Here is a 19949-nt window from a genome sequence, read left to right on the forward strand (position 1 = left end):
CAGCTTTATAATTTAAGTTTTATTCTTTTCCTCCATCGAGAATATCCTGCCAGTCTTTAAGATCCTGCCATTTTCCTTTATAAGCTAAATCTGCTTGTTTAGACCATGTTCCCGGATTGTGTATAGTAAAATTGTCTCCGCCGTTATCTAAAATCAGCTGACATTTTTCAACAGAAGTTTGAGATAATTTAAGCCAGGTATCAATTCCGGCATTTTTAAACAATTCTTCTATTTTTGGACCAATTCCTTCCACTACTTTTAGATCATTTTCTTTGAATTTTTTCCCAAAAACTCCAAAAGCTGCTTCACTATTAAAAAGGATTCCTGAGGGTGCATTTTCAGAAAAAGATAGAATTTTATTTGCTGTTCCCTTTTCTAATTCATCGATTTTAGATTTAAATTTTACGTTATTTTTACGGCAGATTTCTAAATCTTCTTCAAGTGAATTTATTCTGGCATTTAATTTTTGCGTATTTGATCTGCAATTATCTAAGTCAGATTCTAAACTTAAATAAGGAGAATTTTCATTGTTTTTTGAATTCATTTTTCCAATTAAGTATCCCAAAATTCCACAAATTATACCTACTAAAGCAGGTATTAAAATACAAGGTATATTCATAATATTTTTTTTATTTTTATTTTTATTTTATTGTAACTACAGTTCTTCTGTTTTTAGCTCTTCCATCGGCAGATTCATTTTCAGAAACAGGTTCATCAGGACCTTTTGATACTACTTCTATATTCCAAGTTTTTATTCCATTTTTTACTAAATAATTTTTAGTAAAATTGGCTCTTTTTCTGGCCAGAGCAATATTTGCCTCACGATCACCAGTATTATCAGAATGTCCGGTAACCAAAACTTTTGAATCTCGAACATGATTTACATACTTGGCGATAGTCAAAACCTTTTGATGTTCTTCTTTACTTAAATTATCGCTTGATTGATTCGTATTAAAATACAAAACAAGCGGATCAGCATTTATTTTCTCTTTGAAAGCATTCCAGTCGTTAGTAGGGGCAGCAACAGCTTCAAGTTCATTAAATTGAAATTTAAGAGGACCAAAAAGAGTATCTCCAGAGGTTTTCCATGAATCTGTTATTTCATCATTTATGTCAAGTTGAGATTCTGGTAATCCTTTAGAGATTAAAAACGTTTTAATGTCATTTGCACGTGCTACTGCAAGGTTGTCAAATGAAGTTGTGTTTTTCTCATTTGCCAATGCGTATCCTGTAATTGTAATTTTTTGTTTTGGATTTTTGATCAAAACAGTTTTTAGATTTTCGAGTCCAATTTCAATAGAGTCACTTATGGGCGTGATTAATGATGGACTGTTTTCTAAGAAGTTAAAATTATCACTGCAATGATAATTTATTCCCGGACCAAAAAGGATAAAAGGATTTGGATTTCCTTTTGATCTTGAAACTGCAGTTTTATGATCAAATGTTTGCGTGGCTGTGCAGCAATTACAACAAAATCGTAGATACAATATTGTTCCTATAATTATAGTTACCGTAATTCCAGCCAAATACAATAGTTTTTTAGACATAATTTCATGTGTTATAATTCTTATAAAAGTAAATGATAAGAAAAATAAAAACAGCCACAATACGTTTTTTTAGTATCAAAATTGGAACTATAAAAACGTCGAAAAAATCAGCGATAGAAAATTGTATTTTGATTCAGTATAAGAATCTATTGCTTTGAAGATAATAAACAAAAAAAGAGGAATCTCTTTTTTTAGAAATTCCTCTTTTTATATTTTTAAGCAGAACTGTAAAATCTAAGAACTGCAGGAAAGCATGGAGCAGCCTACCTTAGATCGTGCCCAATCTGGTCGTTTTGCGAACCATTTTTCGTATTCCGGCTGTTCGTCATACGGTTTTTGCAGTAATGTATAAAGTTCGTCTATTAACGAATAATCTTCTTTGTCTGCAGCATCAATCGCTAATTGCGCCATATAATTTCGAAGAACATATTTAGGATTAATCCCGTTCATTTTTTGAGAACGGTCTTCATCCAGCAATTCTTCGGCTTTTAATCTTTCAAGATAGACAGCAAACCATTTTTGCCAAGCCTCTAAAATTTCTCCCGAAACTTCTTCTGTTTTATAAAATGCAAACTGAATCTTTTCGATAGCTTTTTCAACTGAATCAGATTTTTTAACCAAGCTTAAGTTTCTAAAAAAGATCGTCATATCAGTTTCTGTTAATTGTAAAACAGCTTCTAGATTGTCGATTAAGTCATTATCAGTTTCAGTTGAAGTAAATATCCCTAATTTACTTAAAAACATTTGTTTATAATCTACAATAAAATCATCCATAAACGATTCTAAGATTTTTTCCAGCTGTTCTGTTTCGTTAATTAAAGGGTAAATTGCATTGGCCAATTGATACAAATTCCAATGTGCAATTTGCGGCTGATTGCCAAAACGATATCTTCTGTTTTGACTGTCAGTTGTATTGGGTGTCCAGTTTGGATCGTAATTTTCGAGCCAGCCGTAAGGACCATAATCTATTGTAAGACCATGAATCGACATATTATCTGTATTCATTACGCCGTGAACAAAACCCACGCGCTGCCAGTTCAAAATCATTTCGCGAGTTGTATCGGCTGCTTTTTTAAAGAACTGTAAATATTGTTCTTTGGGTTCACCTGTAATTTCCGGGAAATAATATTTGATATTGTACTCTACAAATTGTTTCAAATTTTTAAGCTCGTTTCTGGCAGCCAGCATTTCAAAACTTCCAAAACGAATAAAGGAAGGAGCCACGCGGCAAACCACAGCGCCTTTTTCGTAAGCGGGATTTCCGTTGTATAAAACATCACGCAAAACCTGATCTCCGGACAGTATTAACGAAAGCGATCGGGTAGTGGGAACTCCCAAATGAAACATGGCTTCGGCACATAGATATTCCCTGATGGAAGATCGTAAAACGGCTAAACCGTCGGCAGTTCTGGAATAAGGCGTTTTTCCGGCACCTTTTAACTGAAGCGTAAAAAACTGATTGTTATTTTCTACTTCTGTTAAATTGATTGCGCGGCCATCGCCCAATTGTCCGGCCCAGTTTCCAAACTGATGTCCGGCATAACACATCGCATACGGCTGTGTTCCAGGAAGAATTTCTTTTCCTGAAAAAACATTCAAAAATTCCTCAGACTGAATTTCGTCTTTTGAAATCCCAACCAATTCTGCCACTTCTTCAGAAGCGTGAATTAGTTTTGGATTTGAAGGTTTTGTTGGATTTACATACGAAAACGAGGTGTTCTTAACCTGGCGAATTTCATTCGTTAAGTCAGGATCTGCGGGTAATTCGGTAGTAAATCGATTATTTATTTTTAAATTTTTCATTTGTGATTTAATGTTTAGCCACAGATTTCACAGATTAAACGGATTAAAAAGTTTTCTATTCCAGTATTTGTCAGGCTGAGCGAAGTCGAAGCCAAAGTCCAATTGGAACGCCCTTCGACTTCGCTCAGGGTGACAATCTAATTTATAAATAATTCTAATTTATAAATAATTCTAATCTTTAATCTGTGTAATCCGCGGCCTATTTTTTTTAGCTGATCAATTTATCAGCGTACATTTTTTTAAGTTTTTGAACTTTAGGATCGATTACAACCTGACAATATCCAGCTTCCTGATTGTTGTTGTAATAATTTTGATGATAATCCTCGGCTTCATAAAATACTTCAAAAGGTTTTAACTGCGTTACAATTGGGTCTGCATAAACGGACTGTACTTCGGCAAAGACTTGTATCGCAATTTCTTTTTGCGATTCATCGTGATATAAAACGATAGAACGATATTGTGTACCGCTGTCGCCGCCCTGACGATTTAATGTTGTTGGATCATGACTTGTCATAAATACCGTGATTAGATCATGATATGAAATTATGTCAGGATTAAAAGTAACCTGAATAACTTCTGCATGTCCTGTTCGTCCTGTGCATACTTCTCGATACGCCGGATTCTTTATAAAACCATCTGAATAGCCAGATTTTATTGTTTCTACCCCTTTTAAACGCTGAATTACAGCTTCTACACACCAAAAACATCCACCACCAAAAGTAGCTGTTGATAAATTTTCCATAAATGTAATTGTTTAAAGTTTACATGCCCTATTAATCCGATAGAATATTATGATAATTTAATTAAAAAATACCTTTTTAACTAAAGATACCAAAAGTTTATTCAATGTTTGAAGTTTATAATTGATAAATTCTCAATATTATAAAAAAGCAATATATTTGCAGTCAAACAAAAGGCACACCTAATGAATAGCAAAAATAGTACCATCAGTCTTGAAACTTATTTTCAAGATTTCAGACAACATATTGTTGGCATAGATCAGGAATTTACTTCTCCATTTGGCAAAAAAAACATCGTTTATACTGATTGGACTGCCAGCGGCAGGCTGTATCGACCAATTGAAGAGAAACTTTTGAATCAGTTTGGGCCTTTTGTAGCCAATACGCATACTGAAACTACTGTGTCAGGTACTGCCATGACAAAGGCATATCATCATGCCAGACATATTATTAAACGTCATACCAATGCAAATGAAGATGATGTTTTAATTACCGACGGAACAGGAATGACTGGTGTAATTAATAAGTTTCAGCGTATTTTAGGTTTGAAAATTCCTGAAAACCTTAAAAATTTCACTACAGTTCCGGCAGAAAAGAAACCTATTGTTTTTATTTCGCACATGGAACATCATTCTAATCAGACTTCGTGGTTAGAAACTATTGCCGATGTTGAAATTATTCCGTCTTGCGAGAAAGGTCTTTTTTGTTTGGATAATCTGGAGTTGTTATTACAGAAATACAGTGACAGAACGATAAAAATTGCTTCGATTACTTCTTGTTCGAATGTTACGGGGATAAAAACGCCTTTTCATGAAGCGGCTAAATTAATGCATCAATATCATGGGGTGTGCTTTGTAGATTTTGCCTGTTCTGGTCCTTATGTTGAAATCAATATGCACCCAAATGATCCTGAGGCTTATCTGGATGCTATTTTCTTTTCGCCGCATAAATTCCTTGGCGGCCCAGGAACTTCGGGGGTTTTAATTTTCAACAAGAAATTATATAATAATATGATTCCGGATTGTCCGGGAGGAGGAACGGTGAGCTGGACAAATCCTTGGGGTGAACATAAATATATTGATAATATTGAAGATCGTGAAGATGGAGGAACTCCTGGATTTCTTCAGGTTATTAAAACGGCTTTGGCTATTGAGCTGAAGGAAGAAATGGGAATTGAAAATATCTTACAGCGTGAACATGAAATTGTTGATTTTGTTTTCAGTCAATTAGATCCTGTTGAGAATATCAAAATTTTAGCCGGACAGCATAAAAACCGTTTGGGCGTAATTTCATTTTTTATTGAAGATTTACATTTTAATCTTGGTGTAAAATTATTAAATGACAAATTCGGGATTCAGACTCGAGGCGGATGCAGCTGTGCGGGAACTTACGGACATTATTTATTACACGTAGATCAGGAAACTTCGAATAAACTGGTTAACGAAATTACGATTGGTGATTTAATCAAAAAACCGGGATGGATTAGAATGTCGATTCACCCAACGACAACTGACGAGGAGATTGCTTTTGTTTGCGAAAGTATTAAAGACTTGGCTAAAAATCATAAAAACTGGGCTTTAGAATATTCTTACAATAAAGATACCAATGAGTTTGTGCATGAAAATGCTACTTCGTTTGAAGATGAATTGGTAGAGAGCTGGTTTAAATCTTAACTTTTTATTGCTGCGTTGATTTAACCGCAAAGTGCGCTATCCCGATAGCTATCGGGAACGCAAAGTTCGCGAAGTTTTATATTATAGAAATATTTTTAAAGATCGTAAAGTTTCGTTTTTAGAATAATCAATTATAAAAGTAAACCCGACAGGTTTTTAAAACCTGTCGGGTTTGTTATTTTTACTCGTAAACTTTTCAAAGATAGCCCGTGGTTTCAACCACGGGAACACAATACAAGGCGTGATAATATTGCATCCCCGTGGTTGAAACCACGGGCTATGTTTTAAGATAGGAATTAAATTAAGTTACAGTTTACATTGAAATAACAATGATTGTGTGGTTTTTGTGTAAAATTAAAGTTCCTTACAGTCTTGGTTTTGAACTTTGAAAAAGGTCTTCTAAGAGAATAATTTTGTTGTTTTTATGAAAATGATATTTCTGGCTTAGCCCCGATAGAAGTGGAAATCTTTTTGTCTCTCGTTTCTTTAACGAGAGACAAAAAATTGAAACGGATAGCGGGACTATAGGTCTAAAAAAAACGAATATTTTCTGCTGCTAAAAAATTACATAATTAATCGTACACCGCCAAGATCAGAAACACGGTAGGAGAATTTATTTCCGGGTGAGCCTATAAACATGAAGTTTTTAGGGATTTTCCATTTTTTAGATAATTCGTCTATAATTTCCGGTCCGAAAACACCTTGAATTTCAAGGTATTCAATGTCGATATTGTCGTAAGCTCGATCCAGAACTTCAAGGTCTTTTATTAGGGCTTCATTGGTTTGTTCGTCTTTTTTTACATAAACTATTTTAAGTTTTTTGGTCGTTTCATTGCCTTCGACATATTGCAATACTTTGTTTAAAATGGCAATATTATCGCCTTTGGTAAAAAAGACAAATTCCTGAGAATTAATTTCGGTGCTTAAATTTTGTAAATATCTATTGCTGAGTATGACCATTTTACGAAGCGGCTGATAGAAATATTCTAAAATTTCGATTAATACTTTTATTAGGATAACGCGGTTGAGCATTATTCCGATAAAAATAAGTGCAGGAACCATGTATTGCAAAAAGGTATAAAAAGCACGAATGTTTAATTTCATGTTTCCAATAAAGGCTATTATAATAAAGGAAACAGCGGCAAAAACGGCCAAACCGTGCGCTCGCTCGGGTCTTGGTAATTTTCGTCGTTTAAATTTGAGGAGTAAATTCCCGATTCCGAAAAGGGCCATTACAGCCAGAAATGAAAAAGTATAAACTCCTGCCAGAGATTCTAAATGTCCGTTTGTAGCAAAAAGAACGGAGATACAGAGAATTAAAAAGCTGATTACGATTCTGTAATGTGAGCCTCTATTATTTGTTTTTAGAAAATAGTTGGGAAGAATTCTATCTAAAGTCATTCGGTTTAATAATCCTGAAACACCAACAAATGAAGTTAATACGGCTCCGCATAAAACTAAAACGGCGTCGATAGAAATAAGCCACGCAAGCCAGGAACCTCCGGTGGTTGCTCCTAAATGTGCCAAAAGTGATTCTTTATTTTCGCCAACTTGCGTAAGCGGAATAATACTGATTAACAAAATGGCAATTACGGGATTGAAAAAACTAACAAGCGCCCACATATTACGCAGTGTTTTTGGGAAAACGCCCGGCTGCTGTTCTTCTACAAAATTGGCTGAACTTTCGAAACCTGAAATTCCGAGCATTGCAGCTGAGAAACCCAGAAAAAGTGCTGTTTTGATATTTCCGTAAGCAATAGGGGTTTGCCAATTGATATGAAAAACATCTAGTCCGTTATTGAGTATAAACCAAAGCGAGGCCAGAACTAATAAAGTTAGGGTTGTAATATGAGTTACGAATATAATAACGGCCACAAATGCCGATTCGCCGATTCCGAGTATTGCCAAAAAAGTAAATAATACTAAAACGACGACCGTAGCAATGGTTACGTTTAATCCTTCGAAAATTCCGTGCAGGTAATGCATTCCTTCTGATGCCGAAATTACGGCGGTTGCCATATAAGACAAAACGGTTAATGTGGCGGCGAGTGATGCCAGACGTTTTGTAGAGGTGTTTAACAATACATTGTAAGCTCCTCCGTTTAACGGAATTGCACCAACGACTTCGCCATAAATTTTTCGGAACAAAAATAAAACTACGGCTACTATTAAAAGAGAAATCCAGGCGTATTGACCTGCGTATAAAATGGTTAGTGCCGAAACGTAAAGACAGGAAGAACTAATATCGTTGCCGCAAATTGCCGTTGCCTGTAATTGATTTAACTTTTTGTGTATTATTTCTTTCATGTTTTTTATTATTATAACACGATTAACTCAGCAGCAAGTAATTATAATCTTTACAGAAGGCAGATATATTAAATGTAAACTAAAATATATTTTTAGTTAATGTGGTATTAATATATTGAAGTTACGCAAATTATTTGGATTCCTGAAATTTCTTAAGAGACAGTAATGCCTGCTCCTGAATTTTGTTGTGGAAAAATCCTGTCCATCCTAATAAATATCCGGTTGGTCCAAAAGCTTGTTTCGACCATTTCCAAACATCAAAACTATCTGTATGTTTGATGATTAAGCCGTCCTGAAAAATAAATTCGGCATAAATTTTATTTACGACTCTGCGATTTGTTTTACTGAAATTATAAGTGGCCACCCATTTTGCAGAACCTGTAGATTCATCTGCTTTTACATCAGAAAATTCAATTTTTATGTTTCCTTTGCTTTTAATAAGCAGCATTTCCCACATTTTAGAAACCTGTTCTTCTTTTAATAAACCAAACGCCGGATCGATAAAATGAACTTTTGGATGATAACATTCTGCCATTGTTTTAGCATCAGAATTGGCAAAAGCAGTATAGAACTTTGTAATTAAAGCTTCGTTAGGAGTCATAATAAATTTGAAATTAGATTATAAATATAAGGTTTATTTTATAAAAAGTTTTATTTATAAAACACTAATTTCTTTTGCGGTGTCGTAACTTTTCTTAGATTTATCGTAAGCCGTTGAAAAATAATTCTTTTTGTTGTGAGCGGTAAAGTATCCGGTTTCGTTTCCAAAAGTATTCGAGCCTCCGTTTATAATAAATCGAACAGCGTAAATGTCATTTTTTTTCAGTTTGGCAAATTCTGCTGGAGTAAAATAGTAGTAAGCCGTTGTTTTCCCATCGGCAGATTCTTTTACGTTTTTGTCCACGCAGGCAATAACATCGGCGTTAGCCAAATCTACATAAAGACCTCCGGCAATTCGAGCCTTATCGTTTGAAGTCGCAATTGTAATTTTTAAAATGCCGCCTTTATCTGTTTTTGCAATCTGAATATCTGTTTCGCCTGTAAAAGCATATTTTTCGCAGATAAAAGTATAATGCTGTGTGGCCGGAAAGGGCTGAGAACCTTTTACACTCATTGTTTCCTGAGCATTAGCAAAGGCTGACATAAACAGTAATAAAAGCAGAGGCATTTTTAATTTCATATAATTGTACTTTATTGTTCGGCTATTTTAGCATCAAACTTTTCATCCCAATCCATTGATTTAATGGCAGATATTAGATTCTCTTCATTTACAAAAATGCGAAGTTCTTTGTTGGCCACTTTTTTGCTGTATAAAGCATGATAGCGGTAAATAACTTCGTGTTTGGTTTTGTAAACGCCATCTAATTTCAAATCTATAAAACTTCCGTAATATTGTCTAAATCTGGTACAGGTTTTAGTCAATCGATCTTCAGTTGTGTTTTCTCTTACAGACTGAGTAACTTCGGTTTCATTAAAAGGTTTAAATTTTGATGTATTACAGGTTTCTAAAACTCGCTTTCCTAATTCATAAGCTTTTCTTTGCTGCTCTGAGCTAATATCGGCGCTGGAAACTTTCTTTATTTTTAAATCTTCAGTATCTCGGCTTACAGTTTTCGATTTACATCCAATCAATAATAACAACAAACATATAATCAATCCCGCTTTCTTCATAATCATTTAAGTTATTTTTAATAATAAGTTAGGGTTGGGACAGTTTTCGATATAAAAATTCAAATCATTTGTGCTGCATACTCCGGGATAATCACCCCATTTGTCTTCCAAATTTTTTATTATTTGAAAGTGCACATGCGGTGCGTAATCTCCGTTAACAGCTGAATTTCCTAAAGTTGCAATTTGCTGGCCTTTCTTAAAAGTTGTCCCAACGGTAAGGTTTTCTATACTTTCTAACGATAAATGTCCGTATAAAGTATAAAAAATTTCATTTTCGGCTTCATGTTCTAAAATAATAGTAGGGCCGTAATCGCCTAAACCTTCGTTGTTTTTAAAGCTGTGTACTTTTCCGTCAAGCGGAGCCAGGACTGCAGTTCCGGCTTTTGTCCAAAGATCAAGGCCAATGTGAATATTTCGTTCCGGGACAGAATCGTTTTTAAAAATGGTGCTTCTTTTATATAACGTACGGCCTTCAATATAACCGCCATAAGCAATTTGAGCGTTGTTTTCCTGAAGATAATTAGAGATAAACTCTTCAAATTCTGCAGAAGTTTCGGGTTTGCTTTCTACCAATTCAGTATTGGTTACAGATAAATCTAAAGGAAGGTATTTTGAAAATTCAATAGAGGCATCGATAATTTTAGTAGGTGGTAAGGCGTTTAGGATAGATACAAGGGATTTCATAAGACTAAATTTTTAACTGCTTTTCGATTATTATTAATTCATTATGAACTTCAATGCGGGGCAGCATTTTTGAAGTAAATAATTCTGGATTTATTTCAGATATATACTTTCTGTTTCGAACATTGTGCGCTTCGTCTAAAATCATGGTGTTGAATAAAACAAAACCCTGATCTTTTAAAAGAAAGCAGACTCTCTCGCTAAAAAACTTTTCAAACAAAAAGTTAGGCATATTGGTATCTTCAAAAATATCAATAATTATTAAATCATACCTATCTTTTGTTTTTAAAACAAACTCAAAAGCATCATCAATTACAATTTGAAGCTGTTTTATCTTATTTAGGCTAAAATATTGATTCGCAATCTGAATCATATCAGGGTCAATTTCAACACCTGTAATTTTACCTTTATATTCTATTTCGTCTACTAAGGTCTTAATTACACTGCCACCGGCAACGCCCAATACCAGAATATGATTCATCTTAAGAACTCTATCATATCCAATATTTCGAAGACCATACCTTAATATACGCTGCAAACTTCCGTATGAATAATTTGTGTTTTCAGAATCTAGAACTAACTCTCCATTTGTCCAGGTAACTTCGATTGTTTTGCTTCTGGCCGAATTTTTCTTGAAGATTTTAATTGGATACAGATAACTGAATAATTTTTGAATCATTTTGTAATGCTTTTACTCAAAAATACCATTTTAAATCTTTTATTTTGCAAGAAATATCAAATTTTAATGAAGAAACGACTATACAAATTCATCTTTTTTAAGCTAATGGGCTGGAAGATAGTGGGAATGGAAAATGCTGAAGTAAAAAAATGTATTTTAATGGTTATGCCTCATACGAGCAATCATGATTTTTATTTAGGGATTTTTACCCGAGGTATTTCGGGATTACAAATGAACTGGGTTGGAAAGAAAGAATTATTCAAATTTCCGTTTGGCTATTATTTTAGAAATGTTGGCGGCGAACCACTCGATCGTACCGGCGGCTTAAATAAAGTAGACTCGATTGCTTCGATTTTTGACCGCAAAGAAGTTTTTCGTTTGGCCGTTGCGCCAGAAGGAACCAGAAAAGGAGTAAAGGAAATTAAAACTGGTTTTTATTATATCGCGCTTAAAGCGAATGTGCCAATTGTGCCTGTAGCTTTTGACTGGGGTAAAAAAGAAGTTAGTTTTGGAAAACCATTTTTCCCGACAGGAGATTATAATGCCGACTGGGAAATTTTAAAACAACATTATATAGGTGTTTTAGGTAAAATTCCGGAAAACGGAATTCAAGTCTAAATTTTCGATATTTTTTCTGATTCGTGAGAATCCCTTAAATGAAAAATAATTTTAAAAATTTTCAAATACGCGAAAATTTCGAATCAGGGTATATATACTTTAAAAGTTCCGTTTTTGTAGAAAAATACAATTTTCTCAATTTCGTCTTCTTCGAAACTTAAATTTGCTTTTTTTGTTTCTGTCAAATTTTTGACGGATGGTTTTTTTTCGTTGTAATTTAATGGAGAAAATAAATCTGTTCCAGGATTTTCATTTGATAGAATAGGAGAGTCTGTCGTTTTAAAAGCCGGAATGTTTTCTTCTTCTTCAACTTTAGGGAAATTTCCTTTTCCCATTAGAATCCAATACAAATCTACTTCCGGAAAAACTTCCGAAATTTTCATGACAAAATCGAGACTTGGTTTGTTTCTTCCAGAGAGCAGGTGAGACATACTAGAACGCTGCACGCCAATTTTATCTGCAAAAGAAGAAGCATTTAAACCATAATAATCGAGTATTATTTCTAAGCGTTTTACAAAATCATCTATGTTTACCATTGTAAATTCTATTTTAAATCAGCCTTGTTTACAAATGTAACTAAAAAGATTTGATAATACAATTTTACAGTTGTAAATCACTCAAATAAAGTTCATTTTATTTAACTTAAACTTCATATAGAGACATATAACTTATTGAAATATAATTAATTGAATTTTAATACTTAAAGTAATAACAATTGTTAATTGTATTTGCTTTAAAAGCTAAAAATCAAACTTTAAATCTGTTTACATTTCTAAATTTCTAATCTTTTTCAATGTTTACAATTGTAAAAATAAAGATGTTTACTTTTGTAAACTAATCAAAACACAATGAATTTAGAAGAATTATTTAACCAATACAAAGAGCAGTCGATAGAAGGTCGTTACTTAACTTTAGATCATATTCAGCCTTTATTAGACAAACTAAATACGAATAATCAAGTTAAGGTTATAGGTAAATCTGTTCTGGGCGAACCTATATATAGTTACGAAATTGGTACAGGAAAAACCCGTATTTATTTATGGTCTCAAATGCACGGAAACGAAAGCACAACGACTAAAGCGCTTTTTGACTTTATTAATGTATTAAACAGCAAATCTGATTTTGCCGAAAAAATGCTTAATACCTTTACTTTTTATTGTATACCAATCTTAAATCCGGATGGTGCGAGACTTTACACACGCGAAAATGCCAATAAAGTCGATCTAAATCGTGATTCTCAAAACCTGACACAGCCCGAAAGTAATGTGCTAAGAGAAGTATTTGAGTCTTTTAAGCCTGATTTTTGTTTTAATCTTCATGATCAGCGAACTATTTTTGGTGCTGGTGATACAGGAAAGCCTGCAACTGTTTCTTTTTTAGCACCTTCTTATAATGAAGAAAGAGAAGTGAATGAAAACAGGCAAAAAGCAATCAATTTAATCGCCGGAATTAACGATGTTTTACAAAAATATATTCCCGGTCAGGTAGGCAGATTTGACGATTCATTCAATATAAACTGTATAGGGGATACTTTTCAGTTTTTAGGAGTACCTACTATACTATTCGAAGCAGGACATTTCCCTAACGACTACGAAAGAGAAATTACAAGAAAATACATATTTTTCTCACTAATTTCAAGCTTCGAACTTATAAGCGAAAACGATTTAGTTGTCAATAGAAATTATGATTATTTGAATATTTCACAAAATAAAGTCGTTTTTTATGATTTTATGTATAAAAATATCAAAATAAATTATGATGGTATCGAAATTATTACGAATTTTGTCGCACAATACAAAGAAGAATTGATTGAAAATAAGATTCATTTTAACGCCTATATTGTAGAAGCGGGCGAATTGGAAAATTTTTTTGGTCATTACGAATACGACGGAAAAGAAGCTGTTTATTCTGATGATTATTCTAATATTCCGAAAATGAACCAAAAAGCAGATTTTTATTTAAATAAAAATATCAAATTTGTTAACGGGTTGATAAAAAGTTAATTTTTATGTGAATTTGTTATTTTTTATATATATTTTTATACTTTGTAATAGCAATTAGTAATATTAATTAAAGAATTATGAGTAAATTTCGTTTAGATGAAGTAGATCACCAGATTTTAGATATGTTAATAGACAATACGAGAGTTCCGTTTACTGACATTGCAAAAAAACTATTGATTTCTGCTGGTACAGTACATGTTAGAGTAAAAAAGATGGAGGATGCCGGTATCATCATGGGGTCTTCATTAGCCTTAGATTACGATAAATTAGGTTATTCATTTATTGCTTATGTTGGGGTTTTCCTTAACAATACATCACAAACTAAATTTGTATTAGAGCGTATCAATCAAATTCCATTCGTAACAGTGGCTTCTGTAACGACAGGAAAATTTAATATCTTTTGTAAAATTAGAGCAAAAGATACTAAGCATGCAAAAGAAGTTATCTTCATGATTGATGATATCGATGGTGTTTACAGAACTGAAACTATGATTTCATTAGAGGAAAGTATTAACGATAAGAAGCGTTTGATGCATACTATTTTCAAAAATATGTAATAATTCCTCTTGAATGCTATATTAAAATATACCTCAAGTTTATTCTTGGGGTTTTTTTATGACTAATTAACCAACCAACTATAACACAATTATGTACACGTTGCCTAAAATAGAGCGTTTTAACAAAGACGTTCTTTCTAAATACCACATTTACAATAGTGTTTTCATAACATTACCATTTGATTCTATAGATAACACAGGGGTTTTACTGCCTTTATTTACAGAAACGTGCGAAACGGGTTTTAAAAAACAGGAAACTCCTAAAGAAATTTTTGATTTCTTTTCGAATAAGTTCCTAAATAATGCTTCAGAAACAGAGAAAATCGATCTTATGTTTCGTTTTATTCAATATATAGAACGTCAGATTGTATTATTTGATGCAATTGAAGATGCAGCCTTCCCTGAAGTAAATAATATGGAAGGACGCGGCTCTCTGCGCGATATTAAAGAGAAATCAGACGCAAAAGAAAAAGACGATGAATTAATCGAATTTTTAGAAAATTTCAATGTTCGTACCGTTTTAACGGCGCATCCGACGCAATTTTATCCTGGACCGGTTTTAGGAATTATAAACGATTTGACCGAAGCAATTCGTCAGAACGATTTATTACAGATTAAACAATTACTGGCGCAGCTGGGAAAAACTCCTTTTATTCAGAACGAAAAACCAAATCCTTACGACGAAGCGGTTAGTTTGATCTGGTATCTGGAAAATGTATTCTATGCAACAGCGGGAGAAATTGTACATTATCTTCAAAAAAATATTCTAGAAGACAATGCCATTAAAAACCAATTGATAAAATTGGGATTCTGGCCGGGAGGTGACCGTGACGGAAATCCATTCGTTACAACAGAAATTACCCTTAAAGTTGCAGATCGTTTGCGTACCTCAATTTTAAAGTGCTATTATGTTGAAATGAGAAACTTAAAACGTAAGCTAACTTTCTCAGGTGTAGATACTTTAGTATCAGAACTTGAACATAAACTTTATCGTTCTGTTTTTTATTCTAAAGGTGAAATTTTCATCACTTTAGAAGAATTATTGACGCAGCTGGATAAAATTAGAACTATAATTATTGAGAAACACCAGTCTTTATATTTGGATGAATTAGAAGCGTTTTTAGTAAAAATCAACTTATTCGGATTCCATTTTGCCACTTTAGATATTCGTCAGAATAGTAAAATTCATAATGCGGTTTTCAAAGATGTGGTGAACTTTTACCTGAATTCAGGATCTGATATTTTTCCGAAAAATTACTATGACTTGACAGAAGATCAAAAAATTGATGTTTTATCAAAAGTACAGGGGAATTTAAATCCTGCTGATTTTGAAGACGAAATTACCAGATCTACTTTAGAATCTGTTCAGGCAATTAAAACCATTCAGCAAAATAATGGGGAAGAAGGGGCTAATCGTTATATTATTAGTAATAACGAAAGCGCACTGAACGTTATGGAGACTTTTGCCATGATTCGCTTGAATAATTGGGAAAATCCTACGGTTGATATTATTCCGCTTTTTGAATCGGTTGACGATTTACAAAATGCCCATGCTATTATGGAGCAGTTATACACTAATCCGGAGTATTCTAAGCATTTACAAGCAAGAGGAAACAAACAAACTATTATGCTTGGTTTCTCTGATGGTACAAAAGACGGTGGTTATTTAATGGCAAACTGGAGTATTTATCAGGCAAAAATTTCATTAACTGAAATTTCAAGAAAATACGGAATTAAAGCCATTTTCTTTGACGGACGCGGCGGACCTCCGGCTCGTGGCGGCGGAAAAACACATAAATTCTATGCGTCTTTAGGTCCAAAAATCGAAAACAACGAAATTCAAATTACAGTTCAAGGTCAAACGATCAGCTCTAATTTTGGAACTTTAGATTCTTGCCGTTATAATATCGAAAATTTATTGAGTGCCGGTGTTACCAATCAGGTATTCAGCAAAGGAAAAAACGAATTAAGCACCGAAGAAACGCAAATTTTAACTCAATTGGCCGGATTAGGTTATGATAAATATTTAAGCTTTAAAAATCATCCTAAATTTATTCCTTATTTAGAGAAGATGAGTACGTTGAAATATTATTCTAAAACGAATATAGGAAGCCGTCCTTCAAAAAGAAGTAAATCTGAATCGTTAGACTTTGCTGATTTAAGAGCCATTCCTTTTGTGGGTTCATGGAGTCAGTTGAAGCAGAATGTACCGGGATTCTTTGGAGTAGGAACTGCTTTAAAATATTTTGAAGACAACGGACAATGGGATAAAATGCAAGATTTGTATCATAATTCTTTGTTCTTTAAAACGCTATTGGAAAACAGTATGATGTCATTGGCAAAATCATTTTTACCTTTAACAGCTTACATGAGAAAGGATCCTGAGTTTGGTGAATTCTGGCAGATTATCTACGATGAGTTCTCTGAAACAAAACGTCTTTTATTGAAAATTGCAGGTCATAAAACCTTAATGGAAAATTATCCTGATGGTATAGCTTCTATTCAGGTAAGAGAACGTATTGTACTGCCATTGTTGACAATACAACAATATGCTTTGTTAAAAATCAATGAATTAAACAAAGAAGAGGCACCAAACGAAGAGCTTATTAAGGTTTATGAAAAAATCGTAACCAGATCTCTTTTTGGAAATACAAATGCAAGTAGAAACTCGGCTTAAAACCGAGTTTATCACTTTAATTTTATAAAAAATGAACGCAAGCGAATTATTAGAAAAGGAATATTCTGGTCATTTTGGCAATTATATAAAACAAGCCGGAGACGGAAAACTGATTGAAGAATTAGAAATTTCACTTCATGAGTTTATTAGGTTTGTTCAGAACATACCAATGGATAAGTTTGATTACCATTATGCCGAAGGTAAATGGACAATTAAAGACATTATCCAGCATATAATGGATTCTGAGCGAATTTTTGCTTATCGTGCCTTGAGATTTTCAAGAAACGATTTAACGCCTTTACCAAGTTTTGAAGAAGATGATTATGCAAATAACACCAATTCAAACGGTAGAAGTATTCAAGATTTGCTGACTGAGTTCTCAGCATTAAGACATTCTACTTTGTTGTTCTACAAAAGTTTGTCCGATGAACAATTAAAAAGAATAGGAACAGCTTCTGGAAATCAAATTTCGGTTCGTGCTTTAGGTTTTGTTCTAATTGGACATCAAAAGCATCATCAAAAAGTTTTTGAAGAAAGATATTTGTAAAGCTTGAAGACTTAAAAATTTAAAATCCCAAATTCCAAATTCCAATTTCGTTGGAGTTTGGGATTTTTTATTGATTTTGCGTTTAGTAAACCCGACAGGTTTTTAAAACCTGTCGGGTTTGTTGTTTTACGTATACGAACTGTTTGTCATTTCGAGGAACGAGAAATCTTCGCAAGAAATTCCACCAAGAAATTTGACAAACTTTGGCGAGTTACTTGCGAAGATTTCTCGTTCCTCGAAATGACAAGATTGAGGTGAGATCCGTGTAAATCCGCGTCATCCGCGTTCTATATTAGAACCCAATTGTTTCCCGAAATGACAAAATAAGTATTTATTGAATAGTTTGATGCTTTCTCTCAATAAAAGCCAAACCAAATCTTATTTTATCATAAGACATTTTTTCTTCAAAATACTCGAAATATGGTCTTAAGGCAGCTGGTTTTTCTAATTCTGTTTGGGCTTTTTCTATGGCGTCGATTTCTTTATCAGTAACAAATGGACTTAAATCTAAATCGTGACCATCAACATATAGTTTTGCTAAATGTGATACAATGGTGGTTTCACCCAGATTTCGCTGTCCGGCTATTTCTTCGATAGAAAATCCGCTTTGAAACAATTCCAGCGTTTTTTTATAGGTGTTTTCTTTTTTCTCTTTCTTGACTGATTTATTTCTGTGAAACTCAATAATAGCATTGATAAAATCTGTTCCGTATTTTTCGAGTTTTGCTTTTCCAACACCTTCTACGGCAAGGAATTCTTCATCGGTCATGGGTCTTAAAACTTCCATTTGACGTAATGAGGCATCACTAAAAATGACATAAGCCGGAACTTCTTCTTCCTGAGCAATTTCGTAACGCAGTTTTCGAAGTGTTTCAAAAAGAGAATTTTTGGTTGCTTTTGCTTTTTCTTGTTTAATTTCGTTTTTATCAATTACTTTCTTAACAACGGTTGTCAGCTTTACTTTTTCACCTTCAAATAAAACTTTCTTGGCGAAAGGTGTCAGTAAAATTTTATTATGCTGATGAAAGGCAATTTCACAATACCCTAAATTGATAAGCTGAATAAGATATTGATTCCAGTCGTACCAGGAAATGTCAGCGCCAATTCCGTACGTTTTTAGCTCCTGATAATTTTTTTCGTAGATATACGCGTTTCTCGAGCCTCTTAAAAAATCTACAATTACGGCCAAAGGCTCAGATTCTTGTAATCTCTTAACGGCCGACAGTGCTTTTTGCGCGAGAATCGTCCCATCGAAAAATATCGGCGGTTTTTTGCAAATATCGCAGTTACCGCAATTTTCATCTACTAGTTCACCAAAATAAGAAAGCAAAATTTTACGTCGGCAGCTTAATGCATCGGCGTATTGTTTCATGCGTTCTAATTTGGCTAACTGAACATCGGCGTTTAATCCCTCAGATGCAAATTTTTGAAGCTGAATTACATCAGCATAACTTTCAAACAAAACAGTTTCTGCCGGAAGTCCGTCTCGTCCTGCACGTCCAATTTCCTGATAGTATCCTTCGATATTTTTTGGAAGATTGTAATGAATTACCCAGCGTACATTCGATTTGTCGATTCCCATTCCAAAGGCAATCGTCGCACAAACTACCTGACAATCATCATTTATAAACTGATCCTGCGTTTTTGCACGAGTGTTATTGTCTAAACCTGCGTGATATGCTTTTGCAGAAATACCGCTTTTAGACAGCTTTTCGGCCAATTCCTCTGTAGTTTTTCTGCTTAAGCAGTAAACAATTCCGGATTCATTTGGTTTATTCGAAATAAAATCAACAATTTGTTTTACACGATCTAATGCCGGCCGCACTTCTAAACTTAAATTTTTACGATCAAAAGAAGCTACAAATGTTTTTGGGTTCTTTAAGTTTAATTGTTTCGTAATATCGGTACGCGTTGCTTTGTCTGCAGTTGCTGTTAAAGCCAGAACCGGAGTAGAAGGGAAGCGGTTTTTTAAATATCCTAAATTGGTGTAAGCTGGTCTAAAATCATGACCCCAAGACGAAATACAGTGCGCTTCGTCGATTGCAATTAAACTAATAGTCAATTGATTAAAGATATTATCTAAATAAGATAAACTTTCGGGAGCGATATAAACGAGTTTAAAAGTATTCGATTTTAAATTATCGATATAATACTGCTGTTCTTCAGACGATTGGCTGCTGTTGATGTAACAAGCTGAAATTCCGTTGGTTTTTAAACTGTCAACCTGATCTTTCATCAACGCAATTAAAGGTGAAATTACAATTGTAATTCCGGGTAATATTAAGGCCGGTAACTGAAAGCAAATAGATTTTCCGCCACCTGTAGGCATAATAGCTAATGTATCCTGACCTGACAAGATTGTGGTAATAATGGTTTCCTGATTAGGTCTGAACTTTTCAAATCCGAAATTTTCTTTCAGTTTGGCGTGTAGTAATTCTGAATTCAT

The 19949-nt window shown here is 33.7% G+C and carries 18 protein-coding genes; 6 read left to right on the forward strand and 12 right to left on the reverse strand.

Features of this window, described 5'->3' with window-relative positions:
• Positions 1 to 19 precede the first annotated feature (19 nt).
• From AC1RRQ_RS10040 to msrA, 4 genes are all read right to left on the reverse strand, one after another.
• Positions 20 to 619: a hypothetical protein gene (locus AC1RRQ_RS10040; RefSeq protein WP_493022887.1), complete on the reverse strand. Its 600-nt coding sequence runs from the start codon at positions 617 to 619 to the stop codon at positions 20 to 22.
• 22 nt (positions 620 to 641) lie between these two features.
• Positions 642 to 1547 (reverse strand): OmpA family protein, encoded by a 906-nt coding sequence (locus AC1RRQ_RS10045; RefSeq protein WP_493022888.1) that lies wholly within the window; start codon positions 1545 to 1547, stop codon positions 642 to 644.
• Positions 1548 to 1781: 234 nt separating this feature from the next.
• Positions 1782 to 3350, reverse strand: a complete 1569-nt coding sequence (locus AC1RRQ_RS10050; protein WP_493022889.1) for a protein adenylyltransferase SelO — start codon at positions 3348 to 3350, stop codon at positions 1782 to 1784.
• 208 nt (positions 3351 to 3558) lie between these two features.
• Positions 3559 to 4092 (reverse strand): peptide-methionine (S)-S-oxide reductase MsrA, encoded by a 534-nt coding sequence (gene msrA / locus AC1RRQ_RS10055; protein WP_493022890.1) that lies wholly within the window; start codon positions 4090 to 4092, stop codon positions 3559 to 3561.
• 183 nt (positions 4093 to 4275) lie between these two features.
• Between msrA and AC1RRQ_RS10060 the strand changes: the two genes are divergently transcribed.
• Complete coding sequence (locus AC1RRQ_RS10060) at positions 4276 to 5763, forward strand: aminotransferase class V-fold PLP-dependent enzyme (RefSeq protein WP_493022891.1); 1488 nt, start codon at positions 4276 to 4278, stop codon at positions 5761 to 5763.
• A 564-nt stretch (positions 5764 to 6327) separates the two neighbouring features.
• Here AC1RRQ_RS10060 and AC1RRQ_RS10065 read toward each other — a convergent pair.
• The 6 genes from AC1RRQ_RS10065 to AC1RRQ_RS10090 all read right to left on the reverse strand — a co-directional run bounded on the left by AC1RRQ_RS10065 (position 6328) and on the right by AC1RRQ_RS10090 (position 11101).
• Positions 6328 to 8070, reverse strand: coding sequence for an APC family permease (locus AC1RRQ_RS10065; protein ID WP_493022892.1), 1743 nt, complete (start codon positions 8068 to 8070; stop codon positions 6328 to 6330).
• Between the two features lie 130 nt (positions 8071 to 8200).
• A complete protein-coding gene (locus tag AC1RRQ_RS10070) occupies positions 8201 to 8671 on the reverse strand; it encodes a nuclear transport factor 2 family protein (protein WP_493022893.1) in 471 nt (156 codons plus the stop codon).
• A 54-nt stretch (positions 8672 to 8725) separates the two neighbouring features.
• Positions 8726 to 9250 carry a hypothetical protein gene (locus AC1RRQ_RS10075; protein ID WP_493022894.1) on the reverse strand — a complete coding sequence of 175 codons (525 nt, stop codon included), beginning with the start codon at positions 9248 to 9250 and terminating at the stop codon, positions 8726 to 8728.
• 11 nt (positions 9251 to 9261) lie between these two features.
• Complete coding sequence (locus tag AC1RRQ_RS10080; RefSeq protein WP_493023340.1) at positions 9262 to 9741, reverse strand: hypothetical protein; 480 nt, start codon at positions 9739 to 9741, stop codon at positions 9262 to 9264.
• A 6-nt stretch (positions 9742 to 9747) separates the two neighbouring features.
• The gene (locus AC1RRQ_RS10085; RefSeq protein WP_493022895.1) at positions 9748 to 10425 is read right to left on the reverse strand and encodes a peptidoglycan DD-metalloendopeptidase family protein; all 678 of its coding nucleotides are present in this window, start codon (positions 10423 to 10425) and stop codon (positions 9748 to 9750) included.
• A gap of 4 nt (positions 10426 to 10429) precedes the next feature.
• A complete protein-coding gene (locus tag AC1RRQ_RS10090) occupies positions 10430 to 11101 on the reverse strand; it encodes a spermidine synthase (RefSeq protein WP_493022896.1) in 672 nt (223 codons plus the stop codon).
• Between the two features lie 66 nt (positions 11102 to 11167).
• Between AC1RRQ_RS10090 and AC1RRQ_RS10095 the strand changes: the two genes are divergently transcribed.
• Positions 11168 to 11719: a 1-acyl-sn-glycerol-3-phosphate acyltransferase gene (locus tag AC1RRQ_RS10095; RefSeq protein WP_493022897.1), complete on the forward strand. Its 552-nt coding sequence runs from the start codon at positions 11168 to 11170 to the stop codon at positions 11717 to 11719.
• Between the two features lie 83 nt (positions 11720 to 11802).
• Here AC1RRQ_RS10095 and AC1RRQ_RS10100 read toward each other — a convergent pair whose 3' ends face one another.
• Entirely contained in the window at positions 11803 to 12255 is a 453-nt protein-coding gene (locus tag AC1RRQ_RS10100) for a helix-turn-helix domain-containing protein (protein WP_493022898.1), read from the reverse strand.
• Between the two features lie 312 nt (positions 12256 to 12567).
• Here AC1RRQ_RS10100 and AC1RRQ_RS10105 point away from each other — a divergent pair, with 312 nt between their 5' ends.
• The 4 genes from AC1RRQ_RS10105 to AC1RRQ_RS10120 all read left to right on the forward strand — a co-directional run bounded on the left by AC1RRQ_RS10105 (position 12568) and on the right by AC1RRQ_RS10120 (position 17503).
• The gene (locus AC1RRQ_RS10105; RefSeq protein ID WP_493022899.1) at positions 12568 to 13722 is read left to right on the forward strand and encodes a M14 family metallopeptidase; all 1155 of its coding nucleotides are present in this window, start codon (positions 12568 to 12570) and stop codon (positions 13720 to 13722) included.
• A gap of 77 nt (positions 13723 to 13799) precedes the next feature.
• The gene (locus AC1RRQ_RS10110; RefSeq protein ID WP_008468989.1) at positions 13800 to 14279 is read left to right on the forward strand and encodes an Lrp/AsnC family transcriptional regulator; all 480 of its coding nucleotides are present in this window, start codon (positions 13800 to 13802) and stop codon (positions 14277 to 14279) included.
• Between the two features lie 91 nt (positions 14280 to 14370).
• On the forward strand, positions 14371 to 16956 hold the full coding sequence (locus tag AC1RRQ_RS10115; RefSeq protein WP_493022900.1) for a phosphoenolpyruvate carboxylase: 2586 nt from the start codon (positions 14371 to 14373) through the stop codon (positions 16954 to 16956).
• A 31-nt stretch (positions 16957 to 16987) separates the two neighbouring features.
• Positions 16988 to 17503 carry a DinB family protein gene (locus AC1RRQ_RS10120; protein ID WP_493022901.1) on the forward strand — a complete coding sequence of 172 codons (516 nt, stop codon included), beginning with the start codon at positions 16988 to 16990 and terminating at the stop codon, positions 17501 to 17503.
• Positions 17504 to 17834: 331 nt separating this feature from the next.
• Here AC1RRQ_RS10120 and recQ read toward each other — a convergent pair whose 3' ends face one another.
• Positions 17835 to 19949, reverse strand: a complete 2115-nt coding sequence (recQ, locus tag AC1RRQ_RS10125) for a DNA helicase RecQ (RefSeq protein WP_493022902.1) — start codon at positions 19947 to 19949, stop codon at positions 17835 to 17837.

The sequence above is a fragment of the Flavobacterium sp. GW821-FHT12A05 genome (assembly GCF_058807735.1).

What these genes read in the sequence shown, in the direction of transcription:
- AC1RRQ_RS10070 (WP_493022893.1), bottom strand. Translation starts at nt 8,671, where the DNA reads ATGACTCCTAACGAAGCTTTAATTACAAAGTTCTATACTGCTTTTGCC.
- AC1RRQ_RS10065 (WP_493022892.1), bottom strand. Translation starts at nt 8,070, where the DNA reads ATGAAAGAAATAATACACAAAAAGTTAAATCAATTACAGGCAACGGCA.
- AC1RRQ_RS10060 (WP_493022891.1), top strand. Translation starts at nt 4,276, where the DNA reads ATGAATAGCAAAAATAGTACCATCAGTCTTGAAACTTATTTTCAAGAT.
- AC1RRQ_RS10110 (WP_008468989.1), top strand. Translation starts at nt 13,800, where the DNA reads ATGAGTAAATTTCGTTTAGATGAAGTAGATCACCAGATTTTAGATATG.
- AC1RRQ_RS10045 (WP_493022888.1), bottom strand. Translation starts at nt 1,547, where the DNA reads ATGTCTAAAAAACTATTGTATTTGGCTGGAATTACGGTAACTATAATT.
- AC1RRQ_RS10095 (WP_493022897.1), top strand. Translation starts at nt 11,168, where the DNA reads ATGAAGAAACGACTATACAAATTCATCTTTTTTAAGCTAATGGGCTGG.
- AC1RRQ_RS10120 (WP_493022901.1), top strand. Translation starts at nt 16,988, where the DNA reads ATGAACGCAAGCGAATTATTAGAAAAGGAATATTCTGGTCATTTTGGC.
- AC1RRQ_RS10040 (WP_493022887.1), bottom strand. Translation starts at nt 619, where the DNA reads ATGAATATACCTTGTATTTTAATACCTGCTTTAGTAGGTATAATTTGT.
- AC1RRQ_RS10115 (WP_493022900.1), top strand. Translation starts at nt 14,371, where the DNA reads ATGTACACGTTGCCTAAAATAGAGCGTTTTAACAAAGACGTTCTTTCT.
- recQ (WP_493022902.1), bottom strand. Translation starts at nt 19,949, where the DNA reads ATGAATTCAGAATTACTACACGCCAAACTGAAAGAAAATTTCGGATTT.
- AC1RRQ_RS10080 (WP_493023340.1), bottom strand. Translation starts at nt 9,741, where the DNA reads ATGAAGAAAGCGGGATTGATTATATGTTTGTTGTTATTATTGATTGGA.
- msrA (WP_493022890.1), bottom strand. Translation starts at nt 4,092, where the DNA reads ATGGAAAATTTATCAACAGCTACTTTTGGTGGTGGATGTTTTTGGTGT.
- AC1RRQ_RS10075 (WP_493022894.1), bottom strand. Translation starts at nt 9,250, where the DNA reads ATGAAATTAAAAATGCCTCTGCTTTTATTACTGTTTATGTCAGCCTTT.
- AC1RRQ_RS10085 (WP_493022895.1), bottom strand. Translation starts at nt 10,425, where the DNA reads ATGAAATCCCTTGTATCTATCCTAAACGCCTTACCACCTACTAAAATT.
- AC1RRQ_RS10100 (WP_493022898.1), bottom strand. Translation starts at nt 12,255, where the DNA reads ATGGTAAACATAGATGATTTTGTAAAACGCTTAGAAATAATACTCGAT.
- AC1RRQ_RS10050 (WP_493022889.1), bottom strand. Translation starts at nt 3,350, where the DNA reads ATGAAAAATTTAAAAATAAATAATCGATTTACTACCGAATTACCCGCA.
- AC1RRQ_RS10105 (WP_493022899.1), top strand. Translation starts at nt 12,568, where the DNA reads ATGAATTTAGAAGAATTATTTAACCAATACAAAGAGCAGTCGATAGAA.
- AC1RRQ_RS10090 (WP_493022896.1), bottom strand. Translation starts at nt 11,101, where the DNA reads ATGATTCAAAAATTATTCAGTTATCTGTATCCAATTAAAATCTTCAAG.